Genomic DNA, 26,619 nt, shown 5'->3' with positions numbered 1-26,619 from the left:
TTTTAAAATTAAAGTTCAAGTTGATTAAAACAGTTGGAAATGTCGTTTCGGTGAATCTAGTTGTGATTTTTTAAGGTATACTTTGCCTAATTTAAATGAATAGATTAGGAGCACACATGACTGTAGATGTCACTGAAACCATTTCTCAAACTGTACATCCCGCGTTTCAGTTGATTCGTCAACATCATGTTGAAGCTTTAGACATTTTAGTGTCTGAATATAAACACAAAGTGACTGGCGCGGTGCATTATCACTTAGCCACAAACCATGACGAAAACGTATTTTTAGTTGCCTTCCGTACGCAGCCGATGGATTCAAAAGGTGAGGCGCATATTCTTGAGCATACAGCACTGTGTGGCTCAGAAAAGTTCCCTGTACGTGACCCATTCTTTTTAATGATTCGCCGTTCACTCAATACGTTTATGAATGCGTTTACCGCAGCGGATTGGACGGCATATCCATTTGCAACGCAAAACAAAAAAGATTTCCAAAACTTGTTAGAAGTTTATATGGATGCTGCTTTTGCTGCGAATTTGAACCCGCTTGATTTTGCGCAAGAAGGGATTCGTATTGAGCTAGAAAATGGAGAAGCTGTATATAAAGGCGTGGTATTTAATGAAATGAAAGGTGCCATGAGTTCACCTTCAGATCAGTTGTATCACCAACTTGCCCATCATTTATTCCCAGAAACGACATATCATTACAACTCAGGTGGTGATCCTAAAGACATTCCTGACTTAAGTTATGAAGAGCTAGTAAGTTTCTACAAATCACATTATCACCCAAGTAATGCGGTGTTCATGACCTTTGGTAATGAGCCTGCTTATAACTTACAAGAACAGTTTGAAACGCTTGCTTTGTCAAAATTTGAAAAAGGTCAAACGCTGTATTCAAAACCTGAGCGTCGTTTAACTGCGCCTGTAACGGTAACCGAAACATATGCAGTTGATGCTGAAGACCTTAAAGACAAAACCTATCATGTACTTTCTTGGTTATTGCCAGAAGCAAGTAATATCAAATTACGTTTAGGTATGCGTTTGGTTGAGGGTGTATTGCTTGAAGATTCTGCTTCACCTTTACGTCATTACTTAGAAACCTGTGGTTATGCGCAGTCTACTGGTCCATTTATGGGCGTAGATGACTCAAACTATGAAATGACGTTCTACTGTGCAATTCAAGGTTCCAACCCTGAGCATGCAGAACAATTTAAAAATGGCGTGTTTAAAGTATTAGAAGACGTTGCGGCTAAGCCTGTTGATCCGGCTTTAGTTGAGGCGATTTTACATCAGATTGAATTGCATCAGCGTGAAATCAATGGTGATGGTACACCATATGGCCTAAGCTTAATTCTGAATGGTTTAAGCAGTGCGATTCACCATTCAGACCCTGTAGATGTTTGGGATGTGGATACGGCCATTGAACAAGTGAAGGAAGAGTTGAAAGACCCAATGTGGTTATCTAACTTAATCAAAACCTACTTGCTTGATAATCAACATCGTGTGCAATTAACTTTGGTTCCAGATGCTGAAAAAAATGCGTTGGAAGCGGCAGCAGAAAAAGCACGTTTAAAAGAAATTGATGCGAACTTAACTGAAGCGCAAAAAGCAGAGATTATTGCGCAGACTGAAGAACTGAACATTCGTCAAGATACCCCAGATGATTTGAACCTATTGCCTAAAGTAGGTTTAGAAGACGTTCCTGCACAATTACAGATTGTACAAGGTCAATTACGCGAAATTATCAGTAATGGCTTGGATACGCCGTTAAATCTTTACCACGCAGGCACCAATGGTCTTTACTACCAACAAGTTTTGATTCAGATTCCTGATGAAGTGGTGCAATCGCCGTATTTCAATCTCTTATCGATTTTGATGGGTGAAGTTGGTGCAGGTGAATACGATTACTTAGAGCTACAACAGTTGCAAACAGCTGTGAGTGGCGGTTTAGGTATGGGGGCATCGCTGCGTTCAAAAGTGGATGATAAAGGTCAAATTAGTGCTTGGCTAACGTTGACCACTAAATCATTGGTGAATAATCTTGAAGCCATTCGCTTATTGAAATTGGCTTTTGAACAGCTACGTTTTGATGAAAAAAATCGTATCGTAGAGTTATTGCAACAACGTAAAGCACGTTGGCAGTCACGTGTATCTGGTTCTGGTCATAGTTATGCAATGCAAATTGCAGGTCGTCAACATAGTGCATTGGCGCTACGTGATTATCATAATACAGGCCTAGGCGCGCTGAACTGGCTGTCAGAACTTGTCAGCAAAATTGAGCAAGACGACACGGCTTATAATGCCTTGATTGATGAGCTTAAGTTAATTCACAACCGTTTGCTTAAAGCACCAAAACAATTCTTGGTGGTGTGTGAGGAGCATCATTCAGACCGATTGGTTGAAGAAGTTCAAACCATTTGGGATAAAGTGGCGATTGATGATAACCCACATGCTTTAACTCAAGTGAATTTTGCAGATAGCAACAATGACGAAGCTTGGCTCATTCAAGCCAATGTTCAGTTCTGCGCTTCAGCATATCCTGCGGTGGAAGTGTCACATCCAGATGCAGCACCTTTAATGATTTTGGCGGCTTATCTACGTAATGGCTTCTTGCATAGCGCGATTCGTGAAAAAGGTGGTGCTTATGGTGGCGGAGCAAGCTATGACGGTAATGCATGTTCATTCCGTTTCTATAGCTACCGTGACCCACGTTTAGCTGAAACGTTTAAAGATTTTGACGCAAGTGTGCAGTGGCTACTGAATGCTGAACAACAACCTCATCAGCTAGAAGAAGCGATTTTGGGTCTAATTGCCAGCATGGATAAACCGGGGTCACCAGCGGGTGAAGCCATTACAGCTTGTTATGCTTTATTGCATAAACGCACGCCAGCTTTCCGTCAAATGTTACGTGAACGTCTGTTGAATGTGACTTTGGAAGATCTAAAACGTGTTGCTGTGGCGTATTTGGTTGAACAACAACCGACAAAAGCTGTGGTTGCACCGGTGGCTAAGCGAGATGCTTTGGTTGAGCTTGGTTTCGAAATAAAACAAGTGAATTAAAACAAAAAAGGGGTTTTTATGGCGTTCAAATCTCTTGAGCGTACGACATTGCAACTGAGCCTCATTGCGCTCAGTTCAATGTATGTCAGTACTGTAAATGCACAAAATGCGGAAGTGGCTGTTAAACCAGCTACCGCTGAAGCATGTGTGGCACTTGAGTCAAATGCAGAGCGATTATCGTGTTATGACGCTTTGTTTAAAGTGCAACCTGCTGAAAAAGAAATGTTGGTTTCTGAGCGCCAAGCCGCACAAGAAATTAAGCCTGAACCGACAGAGAAACTAACTTTCAAAGAAAAAGTCAGTCATGCGTTTACGGACCGTTTATTTGCTGTAGAAGCACCGAACCTCAATCCAAATCTTTCACTATTGGATAGTCGTTGGGAGCTTTCTCCAGAAAGTAAATTGGGGACGTGGAATATTCGTGGCTATCAACCTGTGTATTTAATGCCGGGATATTGGACTTCGGATAAAAATGAACGTCCATCAAGCCCGAATGAAAACAACACGGTACAAGCCGATCAGGAACAAAACCTGAAATCGATGGAAGCCAAATTCCAATTGTCATTAAAAACCAAAGCTGTTGAAAACTTATTTGGTGATAATGGTGATATCTGGTTGGGCTATACCCAGTCTTCTCGTTGGCAAGTCTACAATGAAGACGAATCACGACCATTCCGTGAAACCAACTATGAGCCTGAAGCTAGTCTGGTTTTTCGTACCAACTATGAACTCTTGGGTTTGAACTGGCGTATGCTGGGCTTAACTTTTAACCATCAGTCTAATGGGCGTTCTGATCCTTTATCGCGGAGTTGGAATCGTGTCATGTTAAATCTTGGATTTGAACGTGACAATTTTGCACTGATGTTACGTCCTTGGTATCGTTTCGAAGAAGATACCAAAGATGATAACAACCCTGACATTACCGATTATGTGGGACGTGGGGATTTAACAGCGTTTTATCGTCATAAAGATCATGACTTTAGTTTGATGTTACGTCATTCATTGAAAGGTGGTGATGATTCACATGGTGCGGTGCAGTTCGATTGGACTTTCCCAATCAATGGTAAATTACGCGGCACAGTTCAATTGTTTGATGGCTATGGTGAAAGCCTGATTGACTATAACCATCGGGCAACCTATGTCGGTGTCGGTGTATCATTAATGAATTGGTTTTAATGATTGCTCAATAATTAATTTACGGACGTAAAAGTAATTTCGCATTTTTAAGATGCTTTTAAGTCTAATCGACGGAGTCTTATATCTAGGGATTGAATAAAGGGATTAGCCTTCGGCTGGAGGTACTTTTGTTTAGGCAAAAGTACCCAAAACCATTGTCATCCGCAAAACTCGCTCTCTAGCGTCTATTTACTTAAAGTATCGCAAAAACATTTTTGATTAGAAGTCATCCTGTCTCAAACACTTGCGGATGACCTTACCGCGTATCGTTCTTTCATTTGAATCAAATTACGCTACTGATGTTACTATGTAACATCAGTAAATAAAAAAACCATGCTATGGCGTGGTTTTTTTATAACTGTGAGAAAATGTACAAATCAACCAATCTGAATCTCAGAAGGTGGGTGTTTTAAGCGACTCTTCTTCGGTGTGGCAATCAGATAAGCCAGTGTTAAGGGTCCAAGTCGACCTGCGAACATTAATAACATCAGGGCAACTAAACTAGCAGGTTGTAAGTCACTGGTGATGCCACGAGATAGGCCTACTGTACAGGCAGCGGATACCGCTTCGAACAACAAATCTAAAAAGCGTTTATCAGGTTCGAGAAGCAATAGACTGAAAAAGCCAATGAAAATCAACGTTACTGTAATGAAAATCACCGCTAATGCTTTAAAGGTCGTTTTTTCAGAAACAGAGTGGTTAAACACACGCAGTTCATCTTCACGTCTTAAAAAACTGACCACACTGAGTACAACAATAATAAACGTCCCGACTTTGATGCCACCAGCTGTACTGAGAGAACCACCACCAATAAACATCAGTAACATCGTGATCAGTGAAGATGCATCGCTCATGCTTTCCATGGGTAAGCTGTTAAAACCCGAAGAGCGCGGAACAGTTGCATGGAACCAAGCATTTAGGGCTTGGTCACCAAGTGACATCGTAGCTAAGGTAGCAGCATTATTAGCTTCTAATAACCAAATGGTGATGAAGGCAAAGACATTTAAACCCGCAATAGTCGATAAAATCAGCTTGCTATTGGTACTGAGTTTTTTCCAACTTTTATTGCGCTTAATGTCCATCAGTACCAAAAAGCCGATACCCCCAATAATGTAAAGCATACTGATGGTAAACGTAATGAAATAACGGTCAGCAAAGCTCATTAAACTATTGGGAAATAATGAAAATCCACCATTATTAAATGCTGAAACACTATAAAAGGCAGCATAGAACAGGGCCTGGTTAAAATTGTATTCTTGCATCCAAGCGATGGTCAAAATAACCGTTCCCACCATTTCAAAAAATAGCGAATAAAGCAGTACGCCTTTAATAGTCATGGTCACTTTGGCAAGACTGGTTTGTCCAATGGTTTCTTGAGCCATAATTTGTTGTTTTAGCCCAATTTTAGGGGACAAACTCATAGCGGCCAATATCGCAAAGGTCATAAAACCGAGACCACCGCATTGTAGTAAACCCATAATCACGACTTTACCAAACACCGTATAGGCTTCGCCGACATTCACAACTGAAAGTCCAGTAATGGTTACGGCAGAGGTCGCTGTAAAGAGGGCATTGATCCAACTTAAATCACCATGATGTGAATATGGGAGCTTTAACAGCAAGGTGCCAATGATAATGAGCCCAAGAAAACCCAATGCCAAAATACTGGGTGGGCTGAGATTAATGGTATTACGCTGTTTATTGTGCAGTTTCATGTTTTTTACTGTCATCTTGCGTGATTATGTGCAAAAGGAGCTCGACGCTGATTACAAAGTTGCTTTAAAGTGTTTAGCCAGTCGACGTAAATGTTCGAGTAAACCTTCAACCACTAAAATATCGCCTGTTTGTAAAATCAGGTTCGGATCTAAACTATATTGAAGCTCGGTGCCACGTTTATGCAAAATCGTCTTCACTTCAGGGACATGATCCATTATTTGATTTAAACGCGTGCCTTGTTGTGATTCTTTAATTTCAACTTTCACCAAATAATGGTCATCTTCGAGCACCATGTAGCGGCTCACCATTGGATAACTTAGTGACTGAGCAACACGGACACCCATATCTTCTTCAGGATGGATGATTTTGCTGATGCCTAAATGGGTTAAAATCATGTGATGCGCTTTGGACTTGGCTTTGGCCCAAATTTTGTTGATCCCCATGTTTTTAAGATGGAGCACACATAAGATGCTGGCTTCAATATCTTCACCAATTGCGACTACGACGGCTTCACAATTTTGAATATTGAGTTCATGTAAAACGTGCTCATCTGTTGCGTCAGCAATCACTGCATGGGTCAGTTGGTCCGAAATACTTTCAACAAACTTTTTGTTGCTATCGATTCCAATGACATCGTGTTTTAAACCCATGAGTTCAGTGGCTACAGTTGCGCCAAAACTTCCTAAGCCAATCACAGCGAATTGAGCCATGCCGTATTCCTAAATTATTCTAAAGTTATTGAATATGTTGATGTTAGCTTGTTCAGCCTGGAGCGGCTATGGAAATTTACATAATCCATCTAAACCGAAAAGCTCTAATTTTTAATTTCTTCAGCATTTTGATAGGCATAAAGTTCAACAATATTGGGGCAATTATCCATAACTTGTTGGTATTTAAAAATTTCATAGCCTAATTTATTTTTTAGAATGTATTGAAATTGATGCTGATCTTCTTTAATGACATTTAAGGTGGCTTTACGAACGAGCTCAGAATTGTTCTTTAAACGGTTTAAGCCATCGCATGAAAATTCACGGATGATGGCTTGAACAGGTTCGGGAGCGGTTTGATCACTTAGCTCATCAAAGCGAATATATACAATGTAATTTGGATATTGATTCAACATTTCAGCTTGCGCGGTATAGCCGTAAATATTTTCTAGATTTTGCGTACGGGACTGATTTGGAATTTGTTTCATACTTTGACGAATCTTATCTTCCTCTTGCTTAAGTTGATAAGCCGGATATGCATAAAAATATCCACCTAAACCTACAATAGCGATCATAAATAAGGCATAAAAATTCAATTTTAAATATCCATTTTGTTTTATTTTCAATGGATTATAGGGTATGGTTAAATTAACAACAATGACAGCGTTGATGAATTAATTTGATGAATTTATTTATTTTGATTCAGGAAATAGTTGATGCAAATAAAAAAGCTGGAACCTAGATCCCAGCTTTCATATAGAAATTTTACTTATTTCAAGAAACGTTGATAACCGAGGTTATTGGTAATCTCAACATATGGATAGGTAATATTTTCCAATGTTTCAATCAAACCATCTGGGTTTTGTTTCGCATCCGTTGCTTCCATACCCACCAATACACGACCTTCCGCAGCACCGTGGTTACGGTAGTGGAATAGGGTGATGTTATGCGTTGGGCCTAGACGTTCTAAGAAAGTCAGTAATGCGCCTGGACGTTCAGGGAATTCCACGCGGAATAGGCGTTCATTCTCGATATCGGCATGACCGCCAATTAAATAACGGATATGGAGTTTAGCCACTTCATCGTCTGAAAGATCGTCTACATCGTATTGGAATTTTAAGGTTTCAAAAATTTCCTGACGTTCTTTTTCGCCATTTTTGAGACTAATACCCACAAACACTTGAGCGGCACTTGAGTAGCTTGCGCGGTAGTTAAACTCAGTGATGTTACGGCCTTGTAGTGCGCGGCAGAATTGGAGGAATGAACCTTTTTCTTCTGGAATGGTCACAGCAAAGATCGCTTCTTTACGTTCACCCAGTTCAGTACGTTCTGCAATGTAGCGCAGACGGTCAAAGTTCATATTAGCGCCGCATACAATCGACACCATATTTTTATTTTCTAGACCATGCTCTGCAACATACTTCTTAATACCTGCAAGCGCCATTGCACCTGACGGCTCTACAATGCTGCGGCACTCATCAAAGGTATCTTTAATTGCAGCACAGATTTCATCTGTATTCACCAAAATAACGTCACGCTCAACAATTGGGCCTGAGTTATCTGATTTTTGTAGCTGAATCACTTCAAATGGTTTTTCACCAATTTGTGCAACTGCTGTACCGTCGGCAAAAAGACCAACAGATGGAAGAATGACACGTTCATTAGCTTCAAAGGCTGCTTTTAAACATGCTGATTCGTCATATTCAACAGGAATGACTTTAACATGCGGTGCCACATCACCTAAATAAGCAGCTACACCGGCAATGAGACCGCCACCGCCAACAGCAACAAATACATACTCTACATCACGCCATTGACGCAAAATTTCGTTGGCAATGGTTCCTTGACCGGCCATAACGAGTTCGTCGTCATAAGGTGGAATAAAGGTCATACCTTCATCTTTTGCACATTGGATTGCATATTTATTGGCTACGTCAAAAGAATCACCATGCAGAACTACCTCACCACCTAAGCGTTTAACCGCTTGTACTTTAATGTCTGGTGTGGTTTTAGGCATAACAATAATGGCGCGAATACCCAACTTTTTACCAGATAACGCCACGCCTTGAGCATGGTTACCTGCAGAAGCAGTAATAACGCCACGTTCCAACTGAGATTTCGGTAATTGACTAATACGGTTGTAGGCACCGCGTAGCTTGAAAGAAAAGACAGGTTGTAAATCTTCGCGTTTAAAGCGAATGTTATTGTTTAGTTTTTCACTAATTCGTGGCGCTGCTTCGAGTGGGGTTTCGATTGCAACGTCATAGACTGTTGCCTGTAATATTTGTCGAACCAAACGAGACAGCATGTTAATTTTCCATCTAACAGTTTAAAATAGGCGTTCATTGTAACAAACACCCGTACATTTGGGCTGTAAAATCAGCAACAAATGTCAAAAAATAGTTGAGCCAAGTTATGAGTCTGTATGCTACCCAAGATGAAAAGAAACAAGCTGCCGCAAAAGCTGCATTAAAGCATTTGCCAAAGGGCGGTATTTTGGGTGTTGGTACAGGAAGTACTGTGAACTTCCTCATCGAATTATTGCCAGAGCTTCAACTCGAAGCTGCGGTTGCCAGTTCTGAAGCAACTGCACAACGTTTGAAAAAATTAGGCATTGAAGTGGTTGATATGAACCATGTTGGTGGTTTAGATGCCTATGTGGATGGCGCAGATGAAATCGACCGTCATATGCACATGATTAAAGGCGGCGGCGCTGCGTTGACTCGAGAAAAAATCGTGGCGTCTATTGCGAAAAAATTCGTTTGTATCGTAGATGATTCTAAATGGGTTGATCAGTTGGCACGTGAATTTCCGCTTCCTGTAGAAGTGATTCCAATGGCACGTTCTGCTGTGGCACGTAAAATCGTTTCTTTAGGCGGCGATCCTGTGTACCGTGAAGGCGTAGTAACAGATAACGGTAATGTAATTTTAGACGTACACAACTTAAATATCCTAAATGCATTGGAACTTGAAAAAACTTTAAACAATATTCCGGGTGTAGTGTGTAACGGTATCTTTGCTCTAAACAAGGCGGATATTGCGGTTGTAGCCACTGATAACGGTATTGAAGAGCGTACAGCGGTTTAATCTATAGAAAATTTAAATGTAAATAGAGTTTCGATTTATATTTAAATTTCTAATGGAAGTTCCCTCTCCTTTGAGGAGAGGGTTAGGGAGAGGTCAATTTAAATGTCCCCCTCATCCTAACCTTCTCCCAGAGGGAGAAGGAACCCTCAATATACTTTTGAAAACTGCTTAAAGTTAAATTTTATGCATTATTAATAAGCTTTTAAAAAGAATAAATGACTCCCAACCTCCCTGAAATTCAAATCACCCGAAAATTATGTGCCACACGCTTAAGATTGCGAGTAGAACCAACTCAAATTAAATTAACAGTGCCGCAATTTTGTACACAGCGCCAAGTGCAAGATTTTCTGAAACAATCAGAACAATGGATGATTGAGACATGGCAGAAGCAGCAGGAAAAAGCAGGGCTGCAGGATCGAAGTCTGCCAATAAAATTAAAGTTATTTAATTTAGAACTACCGTTAATGGTTGTTTATCAAACGCAAAAACATTCATTTATCTTGGATGACGAAAGCCATCAACTATTCATCAGTGATCGACAGCCTGAGCAATATTTAAAAAGCTTTGTGATTGCTTATGCCAAAGAGTATTTACCAATTTATTTAAAGCAAGTGAGCAGTGAAACAGGCTTGAAATATAGTGATTGCTCAATTCGTCAGCCCAAAACGCGCTGGGGAAGCTGTTCAGCGCGCCATGATATTATGCTGAATAGCGCATTGGTGCTGTTTCCAGAGCAAGTTGTACGATATGTGGCTGTACATGAGTTAGCGCATACCAAGCACTTTGACCATAGCCCAAACTTTTGGGCTGAAGTGCAAAAGCATGATATAAATTTTCAGCAGCATCGAAAAATACTAAAAATGACGGCAATGCCTTGGTGGTGGGTGCTCTGAATTAAAGGCACTAAGTTGTAAACACTAAAGCATTTCTTAATATATTATTTCAATTAAATCAAATCCTTCTTGGTATGTAGGCGGTTCTAATGCGTAATAAACATTGGTTAATGCCATCAGATCGACTATTTCATCTGAAGGGCGTTGAGCGTTTCTTTTTATGCATACTTCGAGCGGGATTTGAAACCATACAGCAACGCATTTTTTACCCAATTATTTAGCTTGCTCAATTATCGGTAGACGTTCAGATTGCTTTACTAAAATAGCATCAAAAATAATATTTTCAGGTTCGCGGGATATTTGGTTTTTGGCCCAAGTTGATTTCCCAGCCCCTTGGCATCCGATCAATATATAAATGATTTTAACCTTTGGGTTAGTTTTTAATTCATGCTTAAAAGCGTCAAAACAGCATTGTCATGCTGGAATATTTCTTTCTTTAGTGAAGACACGACCTTGAGCTGTGGATAGGTAATGATCAGGATTTATATGCATGATCTGACTTAATAGGATTCAGAAGATAAGCTAACATTATAAAGTGAAGCTTTATATGTCAAAACAGTTCAGAAAACCGTAACTTCCTGTCATACTACGCAGTCATCAAATGGATACTTTGAATAGAGGTAAAGAGCGTGATTTCAGTAGGTATTGTCGGCGGTACAGGTTACACAGGTGTTGAATTACTGCGTATTTTACTGCGACACCCAAATGCAGAAGTGAAAGTTTTAACTTCGCGTACTGAAAATGGCCGCCGTGTGGATGATATGTTCCCAAGCTTGCGTGCACATACAGACCTTTGCTATTCAGATCTAAATATTGAAGAACTAAAACAATGTGACGTTGTATTCTTTGCGACGCCGCACGGTGTTGCAATGAAACACGCAGAAGAGTTAGTTGCTGCAAATACTAAAGTGATTGACCTTGCTGCTGACTTTCGCTTGCAAGACTTAGCTCAATTTGAGAAATGGTATGGCCTCGACCATGCTTGCCCAGAATTATTAAAAGATTCAGTTTACGGTTTGTCTGAATTAAACCGTGAAAAAATTCAAAAGGCTTCAGTGATTGGTAACCCAGGTTGTTACCCAACAACTGTTCAGCTCGGTTTAGCGCCAGTATTAAAAGCTGAAGGATTAGTGAAACCTGAAAGCATTATTATTGATGCAAAATCAGGTGTGTCTGGTGCAGGTCGTAAAGCCAGCCTGGGTATGATCTATTCTGAAAATGCAGATAACTTTAAAGCTTATGGTGTAGCGGGTCACCGTCATCATCCTGAAATTGTAGAAGCCTTAGAAAATATTTCAGGTCAAAAAGGTGTGTTTAACGAAATTTTATTCGTACCGCATTTAGTACCGATGATTCGTGGCATGCTCAGCACTATCTATATTGATTTGACAGACGCAGGTGCTTCTGCGGATTTACAAAGCATATATGAACAGTTCTATGCCAATGAGCAGTTTGTAGATGTTATGCCTGCAGGTAGCTCACCTGAAACACGTACTGTGCGTGGTGCGAACCAATTACGTATTGCGATTTGCAAACCTCAACCGAAAAAATTGGTGATTTTGGTGGCTCAAGACAACTTGGTGAAAGGTGCTGCAGGCCAAGCCGTACAAAATATGAACTTGATGTTTAGTTTTGCTGAAAATGCAGGACTTCAAGGCATTGGTTTATTACCATAAGAAACGATTTAAAACTTCACACACATTTAAAACTGGATTTTAATGTGTGCCTTGAGTGAATTAAAAATAAGAGATGACGATGTCGAATACAGAATCTAATTTCAAGTCAGAATCTGAAAACAGTGAAAAAACGCCTTTTATGAAGACGAATATGCCACTGGCGATTGGTGCAGTTGTACTTGCATTGAGCAGCGGTTTGCTCGGATATAGTATCGGTCATCGTCAGGGCTTAACTGTGGTCGGTTATGATGCAGATGCAGAGCAACTTGTTGATGTGGTGCAAAAGCAAAAAACTGAATTAGCAGGCCTAAATAAAAGTTTGAATGCGGCAATCCAAGAGCGTGATGTCGCTGTAAGTAATTCAAATGATTTATATTTGGCTGTTAAAAAAGCACGTGATGATCAAGAATTAACTGGTAATTTGAGTGTTTTGTATCGTGAAGTATTGCGCCAACGTGGTGGTATGCCTCTTGCAGTACAACATTTAGCGATTAAACCTTTACCTGAAAATGCGTATGAATACCAACTTGATCTCGTTCAAGTAAGTCCGTCAAAAAGTAATGTGTCTGGAAGTGTTGAGCTGCGTCTAATTAAGGGTACAGAAGTACTTGCAGTACCTTTAGAAGACAAAAACTTTAACTTTAGCGAAAGTGAGCGACTCACTGGACGTTGGACCATGCCAAAAGGCTTTAGTCCAGACTTTATTGAAGTGCGTTTAAGCGGTTCTAAACCCGTTATTCGCCGTTTTAGCTGGTCGAAAGGTCAGCCTGTTGAAAATCAATCTGCCTTCCTTTCAGAAATTCCTCAAACTGAAGCAAGTGCAAACTAAGTGTGAAACCTAAATCCTATGCGAACCAATAAGCGTCAAACGTGTTTATCTGACATTAAAAATTCATTTTACCAATCTGGTTTAGTGGACTGGCATCTAAACCTGACTCTCAGCCAAGGTACGCAGGATGATGGTGATTCAGACATTCAAGTATTGACTGCGCCACCTGAGTTAAAGCGTCCTCCTATGTATGCTGTCGTTTTAATGAACGATGATTACACCCCAATGGACTTTGTAATTGAAATTTTACAACAATACTTTGCTTTGAATCTTGACCAAGCCACTCAAGTAATGCTAACTGTACATTATGAAGGAAAGGGTGTTGCAGGGGTTTATCCGCGAGACATCGCAGAGACTAAAGCAAATCAGGTCAATAATTACGCTCGGTCGCAAAGTCATCCATTACTTTGTCAGATTGAGCCAAAAGATTAATAAGGGGATTACATGCTCAGTCGTCAATTAGAAGTATCACTACGTTTGGCTGTCAGCATGGCTCGTCAAAAGAGACATGAATTTTTGACGGTAGAACATTTATTATTGGCTTTACTGGATAATGATTCCGCTGTTAATGCATTGAAAGCATGTGGCGCAGACATTATTGTACTTCGCAAAGAACTTGAAGAATACGTAGAACAACATACCCCTAAGCTTGGCGAAAATAGCGATCAAGCACCACATCCTACAGAAAGTTTTGATCGTATTTTGCAGCGTGCAATTTTCCATGTTCAATCGAGTGGTAATGACCGCACTGTAGAAGGTGCAGATATTTTAGTTGCGATGTATTCAGAGCGTGATTCATTTGCGGTGTATTTACTTAAACGCCATCAAATCAACCGTTTGACATTAACGCAGTATTTGTCACATGGCACACGTAAAGATGAAGTCCAAGCTGAAGAGGAAATTGAAGAGCTCGATGGTGAAAGCACCACGTCTTCAAATTCTGGCCCATTAGAGCTTTATACGACCAATCTCAATGTTGAAGCTCAAAAAGGCAAAACAGATCCACTGATTGGTCGTGAAAAAGAAATTGAACGTACAGCTCAAATTCTGTGCCGCCGTCGTAAAAACAACCCACTTTTGGTGGGTGACCCAGGTGTCGGTAAAACTTCGATTGCTGAAGGTTTGGCTTGGCTCATTGTAAATGGCAAAGCTCCTAAACCGCTTGAAAATGCAGAAGTATTTAGTTTAGACATTGGTGCTTTAGTTGCTGGAACTAAATACCGTGGTGATTTTGAAAAGCGTTTAAAACAACTGCTAAATGCCTTGAAGAAAAAGCCTGAAGCTATTTTATTTATTGATGAAATTCACATGATCATCGGTGCAGGCTCAAGTATGGGCAGCACGATGGATGCATCGAACCTCATCAAGCCAGCTTTGGCGAATGGTACTTTACGTTGTATCGGTTCAACGACTTTCCAAGAATATCGTCAAGTTTTTGAAAAAGATCATGCATTATCTCGTCGTTTCCAAAAAATTGATGTCAATGAACCATCTATTTCAGAAACGATTGATATTCTGCGTGGCTTAAAAGGCAAATTTGAAGAATTCCATCATGTGAAATACGAAGATCAAGCGTTGGTTTCTGCGGTTGAACTATCAGCGAAATTTATCAATGATCGTTTCTTGCCTGATAAAGCCATTGATGTGATTGATGAAGCTGGTGCGCAGCGTCGTTTAAAAGCTGAGCAAGATGATACAGTCATTTCAGTTGAAAACATTGAAGATATCGTTTCGAAAATTGCGCGTATTCCACCGAAAACTGTCTCTAAAGATGACAAGAGCGTTCTTGAAAATCTAGAGCGTGATCTGAAACGTGTGGTGTTTGGTCAAGATGAAGCGATTGAAGCGCTTGCATCTGCGATTAAATTATCTCGTGCAGGTCTTAAAGCACCAGATAAGCCAGTGGGTAATTTTGTATTTGCTGGTCCTACAGGCGTGGGTAAAACTGAAGTCACTAAGCAATTGGCAAAATTGTTAGGCGTTGAACTTGTGCGTTTCGATATGTCTGAATACATGGAACGTCATGCCGTATCTCGTTTAATTGGTGCGCCTCCGGGTTATGTAGGTTTTGATCAAGGAGGTTTGTTGACCGACGCGATTCATAAAAATCCGCATTGCGTACTTTTACTAGACGAAATTGAGAAAGCGCATCCAGATGTCTTTAATTTGTTACTTCAAATTATGGATCATGGTTCATTAACGGACAACAATGGTCGTAAATCTGACTTTCGTAACGTCGTGTTAGTACTGACTACGAATATTGGTGCAGAATCAATTTCACGAGTGAGCATTGGTTTCATGGATCAAGATAACAGTAATGATAACCAAGACGCGATGAAAAAAGCCTTCTCTCCGGAGTTCCGTAACCGCTTAGATGGTGTTATTCAATTTAAAGCATTGCCAACAACTGTCATTGAAAGTGTGGTTGATAAGTTTTTAACAGAGCTTCAGGCACAGTTAGATGACAAAAAAGTGGTTCTTGAGGTTGACCAAGATGCACGCGAATGGATGGCAGAGCAAGGATACGATCGCTTGATGGGCGCTCGTCCAATGCAGCGTTTAATCCAAGAGCATTTGAAAAAACCGCTTGCTGAAATGATTCTGTTTGGTGAGCTTGCGGAACATGGCGGCAATGTTGCTGTTTCAGTGAAGAAAGAAAATGGTAAAGCTGTGGGCTTAAAACTCGAAGTGTTTGAAGACCAAACCGCTGAACCTGCTTAAATAATTTATTTATAAAAAACCCGTGCTTGCACGGGTTTTTTATATTTATTCGACGCTAGATTTGGATTTTTCTATGATGGACATAGCATTTACAAAAGTGCTGACCACGTTTGGTTTATTTGCACTGACAGCACTGATGGAAATTTTAGGCTGTTACTTCCCATATTTGATTTTAAATCAGCAAAAATCGCAGTGGTTATGGATTCCAACAGCGCTTGCATTGGCTGCATTTGTTTGGTTATTGACGTTACATCCAGCAGCTTCGGGTCGTATCTATGCAGCCTATGGCGGAATCTACATTTTTTCTGCGTTACTGTGGTTGCGTTTTGTAGATCACGTAACTCTAACGCGATGGGATATGCTAGGTGGCGTTATTGTATTGGTGGGGGCGGCAGTGATTGTATTACAGCCTCAAGGTTTAATTCGTTAAGTAAACATTGCAGAAGTTAAACCAAGAACTGTAAGAAATCAGAAGCGCAATCTGATTCAAATAAAAAGAACAATACGCGGAAAGGTCATCCGCAATTGTTTGAGACAGGACTACTTTTAATCAAAAATGTTTTTGCGATACCTTGAATAAGTAGGTGCTAGTGAACGAGTTTTGCGGATGGCAATGGTTTTGGGTACTTTTGTCGAAACAAAAGTACCTCCAGCCGAAGGCCAATCCATTCATTCAAACCCTAGATGTAAGACTCCGTCGAATGAACTTAAAAATCATTTTAAAATACGAAATTACTTTGGCGTGCGTAACATCAGATGTTTATTTAAATTTGCATTCAGCGTTGTGGATTTTGATTTCGTATTTCTGTTGAGGTGAAGATAAGTCCATTTCTAACACATATGGATTTACACGTTGAAATTGATGCTCAAATAACAATTCACAATTTTGTAGAGAATTCTTTTTGATCAGTTGTTTGACTTGCTGTTGACCCACCGATTCTGCAAATTGTGTAAAGTCAGGTGTGGTGATAATTCCTTCGATCTCTATTTTATCTGCTGAAACTTCCATTTTTTCCATCAACATATTTTGGTCAACTTGATAAGGAAGAGTACGAGAGTCTTCGTCACTTATGGCAGAAAGTATTTCATCTAATGCTGTCTTATTTTTAATTTGATATGAAGCATCCAAAATTCCTTTTTTTACGAGGTATTGATCTAACTCAGTTGGAGATGCTGCAAATGTAACGGTGCTTAGGCCCAAAGAGACTAAAATTAAAAAGCGTTTTTGAATGTGCATATTTTAAATCACTTATAAAAGTTATGGTTTTATTAAAGCACGCAAAAACAAAAAAAGCACCTTAAGGTGCTTCATTTATCTAAGTAAAACCTTAGTCTTTTTTAAGATTTTCGTTAATTAAAAATTCAACAAGTGCTTTTTGTGCATGTAAGCGATTTTCAGCTTCATCCCAAACCACGGCATTTTTGTGATCAAGCATATTTTCAGAAATTTCTTCGCCACGATGCGCAGGTAAGCAGTGCATAAATAGGCAGTCAGCGTGAGCAAGATCCATCAGGCGTTCATTCACTTGATAATCTGCAAACGCTTTTTCACGAATTTTTTGTTCTTCTTCTTGGCCCATACTTGCCCAAACATCTGTCACGATTAAATCTGCATTAACTGCAGCATCTTCTGCAGAATCAACAAGTTCAACACAGTGTGCAAATTCAGATAAAAATTCTGCTTTAGGTTCATAGCCCTTAGGTGCAGCGATTTTTAATTTAAAGCCCCACATATGAGCCGCTTCAATATATGAGTTACACATATTGTTGCCATCACCAATCCAAGCAACCGTTTTGCCTTCAATAGAACCACGGTGTTCAACAAATGTTTGAACATCGGCAAGTAATTGGCAAGGGTGGTGATCATCTGTTAAGGCGTTGATGACAGGAACTTTTGAATAAGAAGCAAAACGTTCAACAATGTCATGACCAAAAGTACGAATCATCACAATATCAAGCATGCTTGAAATCACACGCGCAGAATCTTCTACTGGCTCACCACGACCTAATTGAGAGTCGCGAGATGAAAGGAAAATTGCGCTACCACCAAATTGGCTCATTCCTGCTTCAAACGATACACGTGTACGGGTGCTCGATTTCTCAAAAATCATGCCCATGACTTTACCAACGAAAGGTTGGAAAACTTCATTGTTATGTTGTTTGCGCTTGAGTTCGATACCGCGCTGTACAATTTGGTTAAGTTCTAAAGTCGATAAATCGCGTAAAGTTAGAAAGTGACGTAGAGCCATTGTTACTCCACAATAATTGCTGAATCAAAGAACAAAACAACAATTAGTTGTTGGTTGGTTAGAGAAAAAGGAATCGATTAATATACTATAAGAGAGGTAAATTGCAAAAAATCTAGCGCTTTTGGTGACCGTCTAGGAAACGATCGACGCAATAACTGATGTAATTGATTGTTTCTTGATCATTTTCATCAATGGTGATGCCCATGAGCACGCGCCATTCTAAATTACGTAAAATTCCAAAATAAAACTGAGCCGAAAACAACGGGTTTTCACAATACAGCAAACCGTGTTGATGCGCTTGATTTAAAATTTCTGCAACGGTGTTCTGAATTTGTTTTGGGCCTTGCTCATGAATATAACGTGCTATTTCAGGATTACGTCCTGTTTGTTCTAAGACTAAACGCATAAATGCCGCATTTTCAGGCATCACGATATGCTGATGAAAGTCACTTAAAGTATTGATGAGATAAGCACGAATATCGGTGTCAGGGCTCACCGTAAATGGTAGGCAAATATCTTTGAAAAATAAGCAGCGACGATAGTCACAAATGGCCTTAAATAATCCGTCTTTATTACCAAAATATTTATAGATTGACGCTTTTGAACCACCTGCATGATTCACGATGTCATCTAATGAAACTGCATCAAAACCACGTTTTAAAAAAAGCTCCGTAGCACTTTCTAAAAGCGCAACACATCGTTCATGTCCGCGCCGCGTTTGTGGCTGGTCATGCGTTAAAGGTTCAATGTGTATTAAATCTTGCATAAAGTGATAATATTTAACAAAAAAATAGCTGATTTGATGATAATTATAGCAAAAAATTCAGTACTTTTCTGCTTTGCTAATAAATAAGGGATCTTTGACTAAAGAATAACAACAGATAGGTGATAAGTGAAATATTTGACTAAAGTTTTAGAGTTAATATTCTACAAAGCCATAGAGTTGGAAAAAAATATGGATATACTCAAACTTCGAAAATTAAAGTAAATGCCGTGGAAAGGAATATGACACAACAAACGTCTGCAGGCTTAAGATTTAGACAAGCATTGGAAGTAGAAAAACCATTACAAATCATTGGCACAGTAAATGCCTATGCAGCAATGATGGCAAAAGAAGTTGGCTATAAAGCCATTTATTTATCTGGTGCAGGTGTTGCGAACTATTCATATGGTTTACCTGACTTAGGCATGACCAGTTTAGACAATGTTTTGGAAGATGTTCGTCGTATTACCGAACGTGTAGATACACCATTACTTGTCGATATCGACACAGGTTGGGGCGGTGCATTTAACATTGCCCGTACTGTGAAACAAATGATTGCTGCGGGTGCAGCAGCAGTTCACATCGAAGACCAAGTGGCACAAAAACGCTGCGGACACCGTCCGAACAAAGAAATCGTGTCACAACAAGAAATGGTTGACCGTATTAAAGCGGCAGTCGATGCAAAAACCGATTCAAACTTTGTGGTGATGGCACGTACAGATGCATTACAAAAAGAAGGTTTGCAAGCAGTGATCGACCGTGCATGTGCATGTGTAGAAGCGGGTGCAGATGCGATCTTTGCTGAAGCGATGACTGACATCACCATGTACAAAACAGTCTGCGACGCTGTTGGTGTACCTGTACTGGCAAACATTACAGAGTTTGGTGATACCCCTTACTACACCAAAGAAGAACTAGGCGAGCAAGGCATTTCAATGGTGCTTTACCCATTATCACCAACACGTGCAATGCAAAAAGCGGCACTCGAAGTAATGCATGCGATCCGCAATGACGGTACACAAGTCAATGTACTGGATAAAATGCAACAACGAAAAGAACTCTATCAATTCCTCGATTATCACACTTTTGAAAACACCTTAGATAAATTGTTCACTGAAGGAAAATAAAAAATGGCTGAAGGAAAAGTACTCACGGGCGCAGGACTGCGCGGACAAGTAGCTGGTAAAACTGCATTGTCAACTGTAGGCAAAAGTGGTGCGGGCTTAACCTATCGTGGTTATGACGTTCAAGACTTGGCAGAAAACTGTCAGTTTGAAGAAGTCGCGTACCTGATTTTCTTTGGTGAATTACCAACAACAGAACAGCTTGCAGCATACAAAGCCAAACTCAAATCACTGCGTCAATTACCACAAGCGTTGAAAGAAGTTTTAGAGCGTATTCCTGCTGACTCACACCCAATGGACGTGATGCGTACAGGCGTTTCAATGTTAGGTAACCTTGAAACAGAAAAATCATTCGATGAACAACAAGATGTTGCAGATCGTATTTTGGCAACGCTTCCTGCGATCATCTGCTACTGGTATCGCTTCAGCCATGATGGCGTACGTGTAGAAGAAAATACCGATGATGATTCAATTGGCGCTCAATTCTTGCATTTACTTCGTGGTGAAAAACCAAATGAATTGCATGAGCAAGTGATGAACGTATCACTGATTTTGTATGCAGAGCATGAGTTTAACGCATCTACTTTCACAGCACGTGTATGTGCTTCGACGCTTTCAGATATGCATTCGTGTATTACTGGTGCGATTGGTTCACTTCGTGGCCCATTACATGGCGGTGCAAATGAAGCTGCCATGGAAATGATTGAAAATTGGACGTCTCCAGAAGAAGCTGAACGTGAAATGCTCGGCAAGCTTGAGCGTAAAGAAAAGATCATGGGCTTTGGTCATGCGATCTATAAAGACAATGATCCACGTAATGGCATCATCAAAATTTGGTCTGAACGCCTAGCGAAAGACGTTGGCGATACGGTACTTTATCCAGTATCAGTACGCTGTGAAGAAGTGATGTGGCGTGAGAAGAAACTGTTCTGTAATGCAGATTTCTTCCATGCATCTGCTTATCACTTCATGGATATTGCAACGAAATTGTTTACGCCAATTTTTGTAATGTCACGTGTAACAGGCTGGGCTGCACATGTAATGGAGCAGCGTGCGGACAATCGTATTATTCGCCCAAGTGCAGACTATACAGGTCCGGAATTACGTAAAGTTGTGCCAATTGCAGAGCGTTCTGCAGCATAATTTTAAGTGTAATAAAAAAGCCTCAAAAGAGGCTTTTTTATTATTTGTTATTTAATTTAACAATCTATTTGGTTAATAAAACTGGATCTTCAACGCTATATCCTGTTTCAAATGGAATCCCTAGATATTTAACAGTTACTAAATAAAAAGGCTTTTGCACTACACGATAAGTTTTAGAGATTTTTAAACCTTCTTTATAGGTCTCAGCCTTTTGTACAGCGCTTTTATACTGCGAATTTTTAACACGATATTGATAGGTCCATTTATCAATGGTTTCAGTGGGGTCATACCATGATTTAGCAGTGCCATTCATGGTTGTTAATAACTGTATTCGAGCATTATTGTTATTTACTGGTGTTAATTTGACTAAACGTTTTTTTATTTTCGCGATTTCTTTATCAAACTGGGTGCTGTCTTGATCGTAATCAATCCGTTTTGTCTTTGGATTAATATACAAAGACTTCACTGTAATTAATTGCGTCGGTTTTTGGCTATTTAATTGATAATAATATAATTGTGGTAAACGACCACGACCATCTTCAAAATGACGCATTAAATAGATTTTTTGGTCTTTTTTATCAAAACCTAAAACCTCAATGTTTTGAGGGCCGCCTACCGTCGCGAAAGCAGAGCAGGACAGTAGGGTGCTAATTGCGAATGCATTGAAATGACGTAGCTGCATTTTCTTGTCCTGATAAGTAAATTCCTCAATACAGTATGCGATGCAAAATGATATTTAAATATGAAGATTATGTATGTTTTATTCTGCATTTAAGATGTCTAATACACTGTGAGCAACATTTTCAGTTAACTGATCTAGGCGTTCTAAAGCCGTACCCAAAATAAAATAATGATAATTATAGATACGACCATCATGTAAGATTGAAATATAAAATGTTCCTTCGGGTTTTTCTACGGTTGCACTGCCACCGGGTTTGAGTAATCCGGTGCAGGCCACCACGAAGTCCGCATGAAAAAATAGTTGTTGTCCTTGCTCAGCCATCGCTTGAGTCACTTCTGCGGATTCGGCCGTAAATTTTTCTATTAGTAGAGGATCTACTTTTAAAATTTCACGCTTGATCGATGGATCATAGCTGACAAGACCACCTAACAAGATATCTGCACCACTATTCTTATAAATTGAAAATTGGCTACATAAATAACCAGAGCTCGCACTCTCGATAAACGCGATAGTCATGGATTTTTGTTCTAAAGCATCGCAACACAGTTTAAGCATGTGCTTACCCCAAAGTAGAATGGTGAATGATCATTAGTATTCTTAAAATTTTAGCATTGATTTCGCTCGCCTGTAATTTCACTAAAAGTCTAAGTTGGTACTGTGTGTGTTGTGGAATTCACGAAAATAGCGTGATTGTTTAGAAGCTGTACGAAAATATGAAATAAAGGTTTCTTCGGAAGGAAAACGATGTTAAAACTTAAAATAAAGAGCGTAACAAAAGTAGGTTTATTTCAATGAAAACGACTGTTAAATATGTAGTATTAAAAAGCCTAGACTATCAATTGGGCACGCCACTTTTTCAAGAAGAATTAGACGCAGATAGCCTGTATTTTGATCAAATTCCGGCTGTAATTCAGTATCAAAATCATCAATTCAAAGTGAAAAGCAAAGAGTTAAAGCGTGTTTATTTGGCGGAAGAAAATGAAGACATGCAAACCATTATTGTGAAAGTACTTGCCGTTTAATTTCGATCAATTTGTAGTATTAAAAATACAGTTCTCATTGAGTTGGGAGCTGTTTTTTTTGTATTTGACAGACTCAAATTTATATATAAATCTAGATTTAAAGGAGATATGTATTTTTAATGGAGCATGTAAAAAATTTTGTGTAATTGCTTTTCATCAATTTAAAGGTGATTGCTTAAGCGGTCACCGAATTCAATAATAAAGCGGCTCATGGCTAAACGCCAGTCGCGAATCGGCATATTCCACTTTTTAGATGCTGCATCAATGGCCAGGTAAATCACTTTACGTACAGAATCATCCGTTGGAAAGACTTTACGTTTTTTGATCGCTTGGCGTATTACGCTGTTTAATGACTCGATTGCGTTGGTAGTGTAGATGGCTTTGCGTATCTCGGCTGGATAAGCAAAGAAGGTATTCAGATTCTCCCAATGCGTACGCCAGCTTTTGCTGATCTGTGGGTACTTGTCATCCCATGTTTGGGCAAATTGATCTAGGGCCATCAAGGCTGCCTCTTCAGTGGGTGATTGATAAACGGCTTTTAAATCCTGAGTGACCACCTTGTAATCTTTCCATGACACGTATTTCAAGCTGTTGCGTAGCATGTGGATAATGCACAGCTGGATGTGGGTTTGCGGGTATACGCTGTTAATGGCATCAGGAAAGCCTTTTAGTCCTGAGAAGCGCTGCTTCGCAAGGCAGGCGATCAGAATATCCTGCAACCCTCGGTTTTTCAGCTCAGTCAGAACATTTAGTCAGAACTTGGCAACTTCATTCTCAGCCATCCACATGCTGAGCAGTTCTTTGTGTCCATCAAGATTAATGCCTAAGGCAAGGAATACAGCCTTGTTGATGACACTGCCATTATGACGGACTTTAACTACAATACAGTCCATATAAACGATGGGGTAGATTGCATCCAGCGGACGGTTTTGCCATTCAGCAACCTGCTCATTGACGGCATCAGTCACCTTGGAAATGAGCGTTGGAGATACATCGGCATCGTACATTTCCTTGAAGGTAGCAACGATTTCACGGGTGGTCATACCTTTGGCATAAAGGGATAGAATCTGGTTATCCATTTGCGTGATACGGGTCTGATTTTCTTAATCAACTGAGGTTCGAAAGTACCATAACGATCACCTGGTGTGGTGATCTCAATCTCCCCATCATCGCTAAGTACAGTCTTACTAGAATAACCATTGCGTGAATTTGAGCCAGATTTACGGGCATTTTTTTCATGTCCGAGATGTTCGGTAAGTCCGGCATTGAGAGCCGTTTCAACAGTGAGTTTAGTCAACAATCGGGTGAATTGGTTTAGATCGTCTTCTGTTTTGATTCCTTTAGCAAATTCTGCTGCAAGGTCTTTTAGTTTTTGTTCGTTCATCATATTGCCTGACTCCGTTGTGAATATGAAGGTAGCAAATTCAGGCAATTACACAATTTAAATTACAGTCTCTTTTAGACCACTTGATCGTGTCGTCTTCGCTATTCGACTAACAGCTATTTAATCCCCCAGATATTATTTAACCCGAATCGCGGATAAGAAATAAACTTGACAATAAGAAGACTAGAGCCATCAGTTGAGTTACCACACAAAACTCACAACTCTAGTCCTAATGTTCAATAGTACCGAATTATTCTGCGTAATTGATGATTTCTTTCTTAAATTTGAAGCAACTTATTGGAACTTTCTCAAACAAAATAGCCATTCTTTAAGAATCAGACGTGCTCATCTGACGATCTCAGAAATCTGCTTTATTGCCATTTGGTATTAATGTTCTTATTTCAGCAATTTCAAAGCCTTTTTCACATGGTTAAAAGAAGATAAAAGACATTTGTTTAAAAGCTTACCATGTTACCATATGACAGACAAAGCACAGGCGAAACTAGACTTAGAAATTAGTATGAAGTGTTGTAATCCTAATGCCCCGAATATGCCTAGCTAACAAAAAAGTTAATTTATAAGTTATGAAATATAAATAAAATTGAGATAACATTAGGTATATATTAAAATATTTGATATAGTGTGTTTGATCGAATCCGTAAGCGGAACGGTAGTGTTTGAGTTGTTAACGGAATTGCGTATTCCCTCCATTCTGATGTTCAAGCATCAAATTCAAACAGTTAACGCATAGCATGAATTCGCATCATGCCGATCAAGGGAAGCCTGCAGCTATCCGTGGGTTTTCCTTAAATTCTATTTTTAAGATATTAATTTAATTTTTTTTATCTTTCTTAAATTTCATAGCTACTGTAAATATCATAAGTTTAAATTTTTCTTAAGTGAACAATCTCCAAAATTAAAGTTGGTTTTATTTTTAATACTATTCTGTTTACAAAAGCTCATTATATGAGTCAATAAATGAACATATCTAACGGCTGGACTACTGCTTCAGCAACTAACGGCGATGAAATTCGTGTGAATATTATTCCGTTAAAAAAAATTCAAAGCAATTTGAATGGTAAAACTTTAGTTGAAGTTGCTAAACAAGTTGTCCTAGAGTCAGGACAAAAGCTAACTTTAAATATTGATGGTAAATCTTTTTATACTGAACTAAATAAACTATATAAATTGTATTTTTAAACTCTCACTCTTAAACCTGAACAACTTAGAGCTAAAATTTTTTAATTAAATTATTTATAAATTAATTATTTATTTTCTTAATTTTTTCAAGAACTCTATATTAAATATTATTAAAGGAAATTATTATGTCAAATTTAACTACAGGCACTGTTAAGTGGTTTAACGATACTAAAGGCTTCGGTTTCATCGCGGCTGATAACGGCGAAGAAGTTTTTGCTCATTTTTCTCAAATCATTTCAGGTGGTTTCAAATCACTTGCTGAAGGTCAGCGTGTACAATTTAGCGTATCAAAAGGTCAACGTGGTTTCCAAGCGAGTGAAATCGTTGGGATTGATGGCTAATACATGGAAACTTTATTAAACAAAGTAATGTTAGATGTGGTTGATCAACATGGCGCTGTCTATACACTAGAAGCTATGTGCGAAAAGTCATCTGATGAGCCAAATAGTTTTGGGGATTGCGTCCGTTATCTAAATATAGATGATGAAATAATTAAGCCTAGCTTTGATATGCATTTCTACAGTGATAAAACTGGAAAAATATTTAAGTTATTTTAATTTTTACATGCATTTAAATTAACCTCCTCCGGGAGGTTTTTTATTGGGTGAAATATGGAGCCTGATGTATATAAAGCGCTAACCAAAAAGATACGTCCCAAAAAGAAACCACGCACCAGGCCTTTACCTAAAGCCAGTGAAAAAGAGGTGGTCCCACATGTTTGAACAACTAAAAGCTTATTTATAAGTGATACTCTGCTCTAGTTAAGCTACCTTATTTTGTTGTGGTAGCTGGTCATAGTAAAACTCATCTGGAGTCATTTTGTCCAGACTCGAATGAGGTCGTTTCAAATTATAAAATTCAAAATATGCGTTTAATTGCTTCTTCGCATCCAAAACATTGCTGTAGGCTTTGAGATACACCTCTTCATATTTAACGCTCCGCCATAATCGTTCAACCATCACATTATCAACCCATCGACCTTTACCATCCATACTGATTTGAATGCCATTTGATTTCAATACATCAATAAATGCATCACTGGTAAACTGACTGCCTTGGTCTGTATTAGGGTGTGTTGACATTTACAGCCGATAAATTGAGCTAAAGAGGCAACCATATAAATATACAAGCTAAAGCAACAGCGCTTTGATAGTTACGTTTTAGCTTATCGTATCTTGTGGCAATTCCTCT

Annotated in this window: 24 protein-coding genes and 4 pseudogenes; 16 read left to right on the top strand and 12 right to left on the bottom strand. The window is 39.3% G+C overall.

The window, feature by feature from the left end:
* Positions 1-116: 116 nt before the first annotated feature.
* Complete coding sequence (locus FTU77_RS01855) at positions 117-3,056, top strand: insulinase family protein (protein WP_180054373.1); 2,940 nt, start codon at positions 117-119, stop codon at positions 3,054-3,056.
* Between the two features lie 18 nt (positions 3,057-3,074).
* Entirely contained in the window at positions 3,075-4,232 is a 1,158-nt protein-coding gene (locus FTU77_RS01850) for a phospholipase A (RefSeq protein ID WP_180007814.1), read from the top strand.
* A 377-nt stretch (positions 4,233-4,609) separates the two neighbouring features.
* On the opposite strand, the gene FTU77_RS01845 is transcribed toward FTU77_RS01850, so the two are convergent.
* The 4 genes from FTU77_RS01845 to ilvA all read right to left on the bottom strand — a co-directional run bounded on the left by FTU77_RS01845 (position 4,610) and on the right by ilvA (position 8,963).
* Complete coding sequence (locus FTU77_RS01845) at positions 4,610-5,947, bottom strand: TrkH family potassium uptake protein (RefSeq protein WP_078188650.1); 1,338 nt, start codon at positions 5,945-5,947, stop codon at positions 4,610-4,612.
* 51 nt (positions 5,948-5,998) lie between these two features.
* Positions 5,999-6,658, bottom strand: a complete 660-nt coding sequence (locus FTU77_RS01840) for a TrkA family potassium uptake protein (RefSeq protein WP_168378595.1) — start codon at positions 6,656-6,658, stop codon at positions 5,999-6,001.
* Positions 6,659-6,762: 104 nt separating this feature from the next.
* Entirely contained in the window at positions 6,763-7,230 is a 468-nt protein-coding gene (locus FTU77_RS01835) for a hypothetical protein (RefSeq protein WP_180007813.1), read from the bottom strand.
* Positions 7,231-7,424: 194 nt separating this feature from the next.
* Complete coding sequence (gene ilvA, locus FTU77_RS01830; protein ID WP_180007812.1) at positions 7,425-8,963, bottom strand: threonine ammonia-lyase, biosynthetic; 1,539 nt, start codon at positions 8,961-8,963, stop codon at positions 7,425-7,427.
* Between the two features lie 107 nt (positions 8,964-9,070).
* On the opposite strand from ilvA, the gene rpiA reads away from it, so the two are divergent.
* The 7 genes from rpiA to FTU77_RS01795 all read left to right on the top strand — a co-directional run bounded on the left by rpiA (position 9,071) and on the right by FTU77_RS01795 (position 16,291).
* Positions 9,071-9,742 (top strand): ribose-5-phosphate isomerase RpiA, encoded by a 672-nt coding sequence (gene rpiA, locus FTU77_RS01825; RefSeq protein WP_180004663.1) that lies wholly within the window; start codon positions 9,071-9,073, stop codon positions 9,740-9,742.
* 215 nt (positions 9,743-9,957) lie between these two features.
* Positions 9,958-10,635, top strand: coding sequence for a SprT family zinc-dependent metalloprotease (locus FTU77_RS01820; RefSeq protein ID WP_180054371.1), 678 nt, complete (start codon positions 9,958-9,960; stop codon positions 10,633-10,635).
* Positions 10,636-11,264: 629 nt separating this feature from the next.
* A complete protein-coding gene (gene argC, locus FTU77_RS01815; RefSeq protein ID WP_180007810.1) occupies positions 11,265-12,311 on the top strand; it encodes an N-acetyl-gamma-glutamyl-phosphate reductase in 1,047 nt (348 codons plus the stop codon).
* 79 nt (positions 12,312-12,390) lie between these two features.
* Positions 12,391-13,140 (top strand): hypothetical protein, encoded by a 750-nt coding sequence (locus FTU77_RS01810; RefSeq protein WP_180054369.1) that lies wholly within the window; start codon positions 12,391-12,393, stop codon positions 13,138-13,140.
* Between the two features lie 18 nt (positions 13,141-13,158).
* Positions 13,159-13,572: an ATP-dependent Clp protease adapter ClpS gene (gene clpS, locus FTU77_RS01805; protein WP_180054367.1), complete on the top strand. Its 414-nt coding sequence runs from the start codon at positions 13,159-13,161 to the stop codon at positions 13,570-13,572.
* A 12-nt stretch (positions 13,573-13,584) separates the two neighbouring features.
* On the top strand, positions 13,585-15,861 hold the full coding sequence (gene clpA / locus FTU77_RS01800) for an ATP-dependent Clp protease ATP-binding subunit ClpA (RefSeq protein WP_078188640.1): 2,277 nt from the start codon (positions 13,585-13,587) through the stop codon (positions 15,859-15,861).
* Positions 15,862-15,937: 76 nt separating this feature from the next.
* Positions 15,938-16,291 carry a YnfA family protein gene (locus FTU77_RS01795; RefSeq protein WP_180054621.1) on the top strand — a complete coding sequence of 118 codons (354 nt, stop codon included), beginning with the start codon at positions 15,938-15,940 and terminating at the stop codon, positions 16,289-16,291.
* A 330-nt stretch (positions 16,292-16,621) separates the two neighbouring features.
* Here FTU77_RS01795 and FTU77_RS01790 read toward each other — a convergent pair whose 3' ends face one another.
* The 3 genes from FTU77_RS01790 to FTU77_RS01780 all read right to left on the bottom strand — a co-directional run bounded on the left by FTU77_RS01790 (position 16,622) and on the right by FTU77_RS01780 (position 18,876).
* The gene (locus tag FTU77_RS01790) at positions 16,622-17,098 is read right to left on the bottom strand and encodes a hypothetical protein (RefSeq protein WP_180054365.1); all 477 of its coding nucleotides are present in this window, start codon (positions 17,096-17,098) and stop codon (positions 16,622-16,624) included.
* Between the two features lie 91 nt (positions 17,099-17,189).
* On the bottom strand, positions 17,190-18,110 hold the full coding sequence (gene argF / locus FTU77_RS01785) for an ornithine carbamoyltransferase (RefSeq protein ID WP_078193464.1): 921 nt from the start codon (positions 18,108-18,110) through the stop codon (positions 17,190-17,192).
* 112 nt (positions 18,111-18,222) lie between these two features.
* A complete protein-coding gene (locus FTU77_RS01780; protein WP_078188637.1) occupies positions 18,223-18,876 on the bottom strand; it encodes a TetR/AcrR family transcriptional regulator in 654 nt (217 codons plus the stop codon).
* A gap of 239 nt (positions 18,877-19,115) precedes the next feature.
* On the opposite strand from FTU77_RS01780, the gene prpB reads away from it, so the two are divergent.
* Together prpB and prpC are read left to right on the top strand one after the other, a co-directional pair.
* Positions 19,116-20,000 carry a methylisocitrate lyase gene (prpB, locus tag FTU77_RS01775; protein ID WP_078188636.1) on the top strand — a complete coding sequence of 295 codons (885 nt, stop codon included), beginning with the start codon at positions 19,116-19,118 and terminating at the stop codon, positions 19,998-20,000.
* A gap of 3 nt (positions 20,001-20,003) precedes the next feature.
* On the top strand, positions 20,004-21,140 hold the full coding sequence (gene prpC, locus FTU77_RS01770; RefSeq protein WP_180005560.1) for a 2-methylcitrate synthase: 1,137 nt from the start codon (positions 20,004-20,006) through the stop codon (positions 21,138-21,140).
* A gap of 64 nt (positions 21,141-21,204) precedes the next feature.
* On the opposite strand, the gene FTU77_RS01765 is transcribed toward prpC, so the two are convergent.
* Complete coding sequence (locus FTU77_RS01765; protein WP_180041410.1) at positions 21,205-21,822, bottom strand: aminotransferase; 618 nt, start codon at positions 21,820-21,822, stop codon at positions 21,205-21,207.
* A 78-nt stretch (positions 21,823-21,900) separates the two neighbouring features.
* On the bottom strand, positions 21,901-22,377 hold the full coding sequence (locus FTU77_RS01760; protein ID WP_180041411.1) for a CinA family protein: 477 nt from the start codon (positions 22,375-22,377) through the stop codon (positions 21,901-21,903).
* A gap of 236 nt (positions 22,378-22,613) precedes the next feature.
* Between FTU77_RS01760 and FTU77_RS01755 the strand changes: the two genes are divergently transcribed.
* Complete coding sequence (locus FTU77_RS01755) at positions 22,614-22,844, top strand: hypothetical protein (protein WP_078190858.1); 231 nt, start codon at positions 22,614-22,616, stop codon at positions 22,842-22,844.
* Between the two features lie 161 nt (positions 22,845-23,005).
* Here FTU77_RS01755 and FTU77_RS01750 read toward each other — a convergent pair.
* Positions 23,006-24,228, bottom strand: a pseudogene (locus FTU77_RS01750) (IS256 family transposase).
* Between the two features lie 232 nt (positions 24,229-24,460).
* Between FTU77_RS01750 and FTU77_RS01745 the strand changes: the two are divergent.
* The 4 genes and pseudogenes from FTU77_RS01745 to FTU77_RS01730 form a co-directional block, all read left to right on the top strand.
* Positions 24,461-24,703, top strand: a pseudogene (locus FTU77_RS01745) (IS982 family transposase); the annotation flags it as partial.
* A 503-nt stretch (positions 24,704-25,206) separates the two neighbouring features.
* A complete protein-coding gene (locus FTU77_RS01740) occupies positions 25,207-25,428 on the top strand; it encodes a transposase (RefSeq protein WP_067766975.1) in 222 nt (73 codons plus the stop codon).
* A gap of 125 nt (positions 25,429-25,553) precedes the next feature.
* Positions 25,554-25,769 carry a cold-shock protein gene (locus FTU77_RS01735; RefSeq protein ID WP_067766972.1) on the top strand — a complete coding sequence of 72 codons (216 nt, stop codon included), beginning with the start codon at positions 25,554-25,556 and terminating at the stop codon, positions 25,767-25,769.
* A 3-nt stretch (positions 25,770-25,772) separates the two neighbouring features.
* Positions 25,773-25,985 (top strand): hypothetical protein, encoded by a 213-nt coding sequence (locus FTU77_RS01730; protein ID WP_078193454.1) that lies wholly within the window; start codon positions 25,773-25,775, stop codon positions 25,983-25,985.
* Positions 25,986-26,189: 204 nt separating this feature from the next.
* On the opposite strand, the pseudogene FTU77_RS01725 reads toward FTU77_RS01730, so the two are convergent.
* Both FTU77_RS01725 and FTU77_RS01720 read right to left on the bottom strand, forming a co-directional pair.
* Positions 26,190-26,495: pseudogene (locus tag FTU77_RS01725) on the bottom strand (transposase); the annotation flags it as partial.
* Between the two features lie 34 nt (positions 26,496-26,529).
* Positions 26,530-26,619: pseudogene (locus FTU77_RS01720) on the bottom strand (IS5/IS1182 family transposase); the annotation flags it as partial.

Source organism: Acinetobacter sp. YH12142 (assembly GCF_013418435.1).
Classification (GTDB): domain Bacteria; phylum Pseudomonadota; class Gammaproteobacteria; order Pseudomonadales; family Moraxellaceae; genus Acinetobacter; species Acinetobacter amyesii.
The sequence above is the reverse complement of the archived record's forward strand: the minus strand, read 5'-3'. Positions and strand labels throughout refer to the sequence as shown.

Bases quoted from the DNA above. Each gene is read 5' to 3' on its own strand.
- prpC (WP_180005560.1), top strand. From the start codon at position 20,004: ATGGCTGAAGGAAAAGTACTCACGGGCGCAGGACTGCGCGGACAAGTA.
- prpB (WP_078188636.1), top strand. From the start codon at position 19,116: ATGACACAACAAACGTCTGCAGGCTTAAGATTTAGACAAGCATTGGAA.
- FTU77_RS01855 (WP_180054373.1), top strand. From the start codon at position 117: ATGACTGTAGATGTCACTGAAACCATTTCTCAAACTGTACATCCCGCG.
- clpS (WP_180054367.1), top strand. From the start codon at position 13,159: ATGCGAACCAATAAGCGTCAAACGTGTTTATCTGACATTAAAAATTCA.
- FTU77_RS01765 (WP_180041410.1), bottom strand. From the start codon at position 21,822: ATGCAGCTACGTCATTTCAATGCATTCGCAATTAGCACCCTACTGTCC.
- ilvA (WP_180007812.1), bottom strand. From the start codon at position 8,963: ATGCTGTCTCGTTTGGTTCGACAAATATTACAGGCAACAGTCTATGAC.
- FTU77_RS01730 (WP_078193454.1), top strand. From the start codon at position 25,773: ATGGAAACTTTATTAAACAAAGTAATGTTAGATGTGGTTGATCAACAT.
- FTU77_RS01740 (WP_067766975.1), top strand. From the start codon at position 25,207: ATGAACATATCTAACGGCTGGACTACTGCTTCAGCAACTAACGGCGAT.
- FTU77_RS01795 (WP_180054621.1), top strand. From the start codon at position 15,938: ATGGACATAGCATTTACAAAAGTGCTGACCACGTTTGGTTTATTTGCA.
- FTU77_RS01840 (WP_168378595.1), bottom strand. From the start codon at position 6,658: ATGGCTCAATTCGCTGTGATTGGCTTAGGAAGTTTTGGCGCAACTGTA.
- FTU77_RS01835 (WP_180007813.1), bottom strand. From the start codon at position 7,230: ATGATCGCTATTGTAGGTTTAGGTGGATATTTTTATGCATATCCGGCT.
- FTU77_RS01735 (WP_067766972.1), top strand. From the start codon at position 25,554: ATGTCAAATTTAACTACAGGCACTGTTAAGTGGTTTAACGATACTAAA.
- FTU77_RS01820 (WP_180054371.1), top strand. From the start codon at position 9,958: ATGACTCCCAACCTCCCTGAAATTCAAATCACCCGAAAATTATGTGCC.
- FTU77_RS01780 (WP_078188637.1), bottom strand. From the start codon at position 18,876: ATGCAAGATTTAATACACATTGAACCTTTAACGCATGACCAGCCACAA.
- rpiA (WP_180004663.1), top strand. From the start codon at position 9,071: ATGAGTCTGTATGCTACCCAAGATGAAAAGAAACAAGCTGCCGCAAAA.
- FTU77_RS01790 (WP_180054365.1), bottom strand. From the start codon at position 17,098: ATGCACATTCAAAAACGCTTTTTAATTTTAGTCTCTTTGGGCCTAAGC.
- clpA (WP_078188640.1), top strand. From the start codon at position 13,585: ATGCTCAGTCGTCAATTAGAAGTATCACTACGTTTGGCTGTCAGCATG.
- FTU77_RS01755 (WP_078190858.1), top strand. From the start codon at position 22,614: ATGAAAACGACTGTTAAATATGTAGTATTAAAAAGCCTAGACTATCAA.
- argF (WP_078193464.1), bottom strand. From the start codon at position 18,110: ATGGCTCTACGTCACTTTCTAACTTTACGCGATTTATCGACTTTAGAA.
- FTU77_RS01760 (WP_180041411.1), bottom strand. From the start codon at position 22,377: ATGCTTAAACTGTGTTGCGATGCTTTAGAACAAAAATCCATGACTATC.
- FTU77_RS01850 (WP_180007814.1), top strand. From the start codon at position 3,075: ATGGCGTTCAAATCTCTTGAGCGTACGACATTGCAACTGAGCCTCATT.
- FTU77_RS01810 (WP_180054369.1), top strand. From the start codon at position 12,391: ATGTCGAATACAGAATCTAATTTCAAGTCAGAATCTGAAAACAGTGAA.
- FTU77_RS01845 (WP_078188650.1), bottom strand. From the start codon at position 5,947: ATGAAACTGCACAATAAACAGCGTAATACCATTAATCTCAGCCCACCC.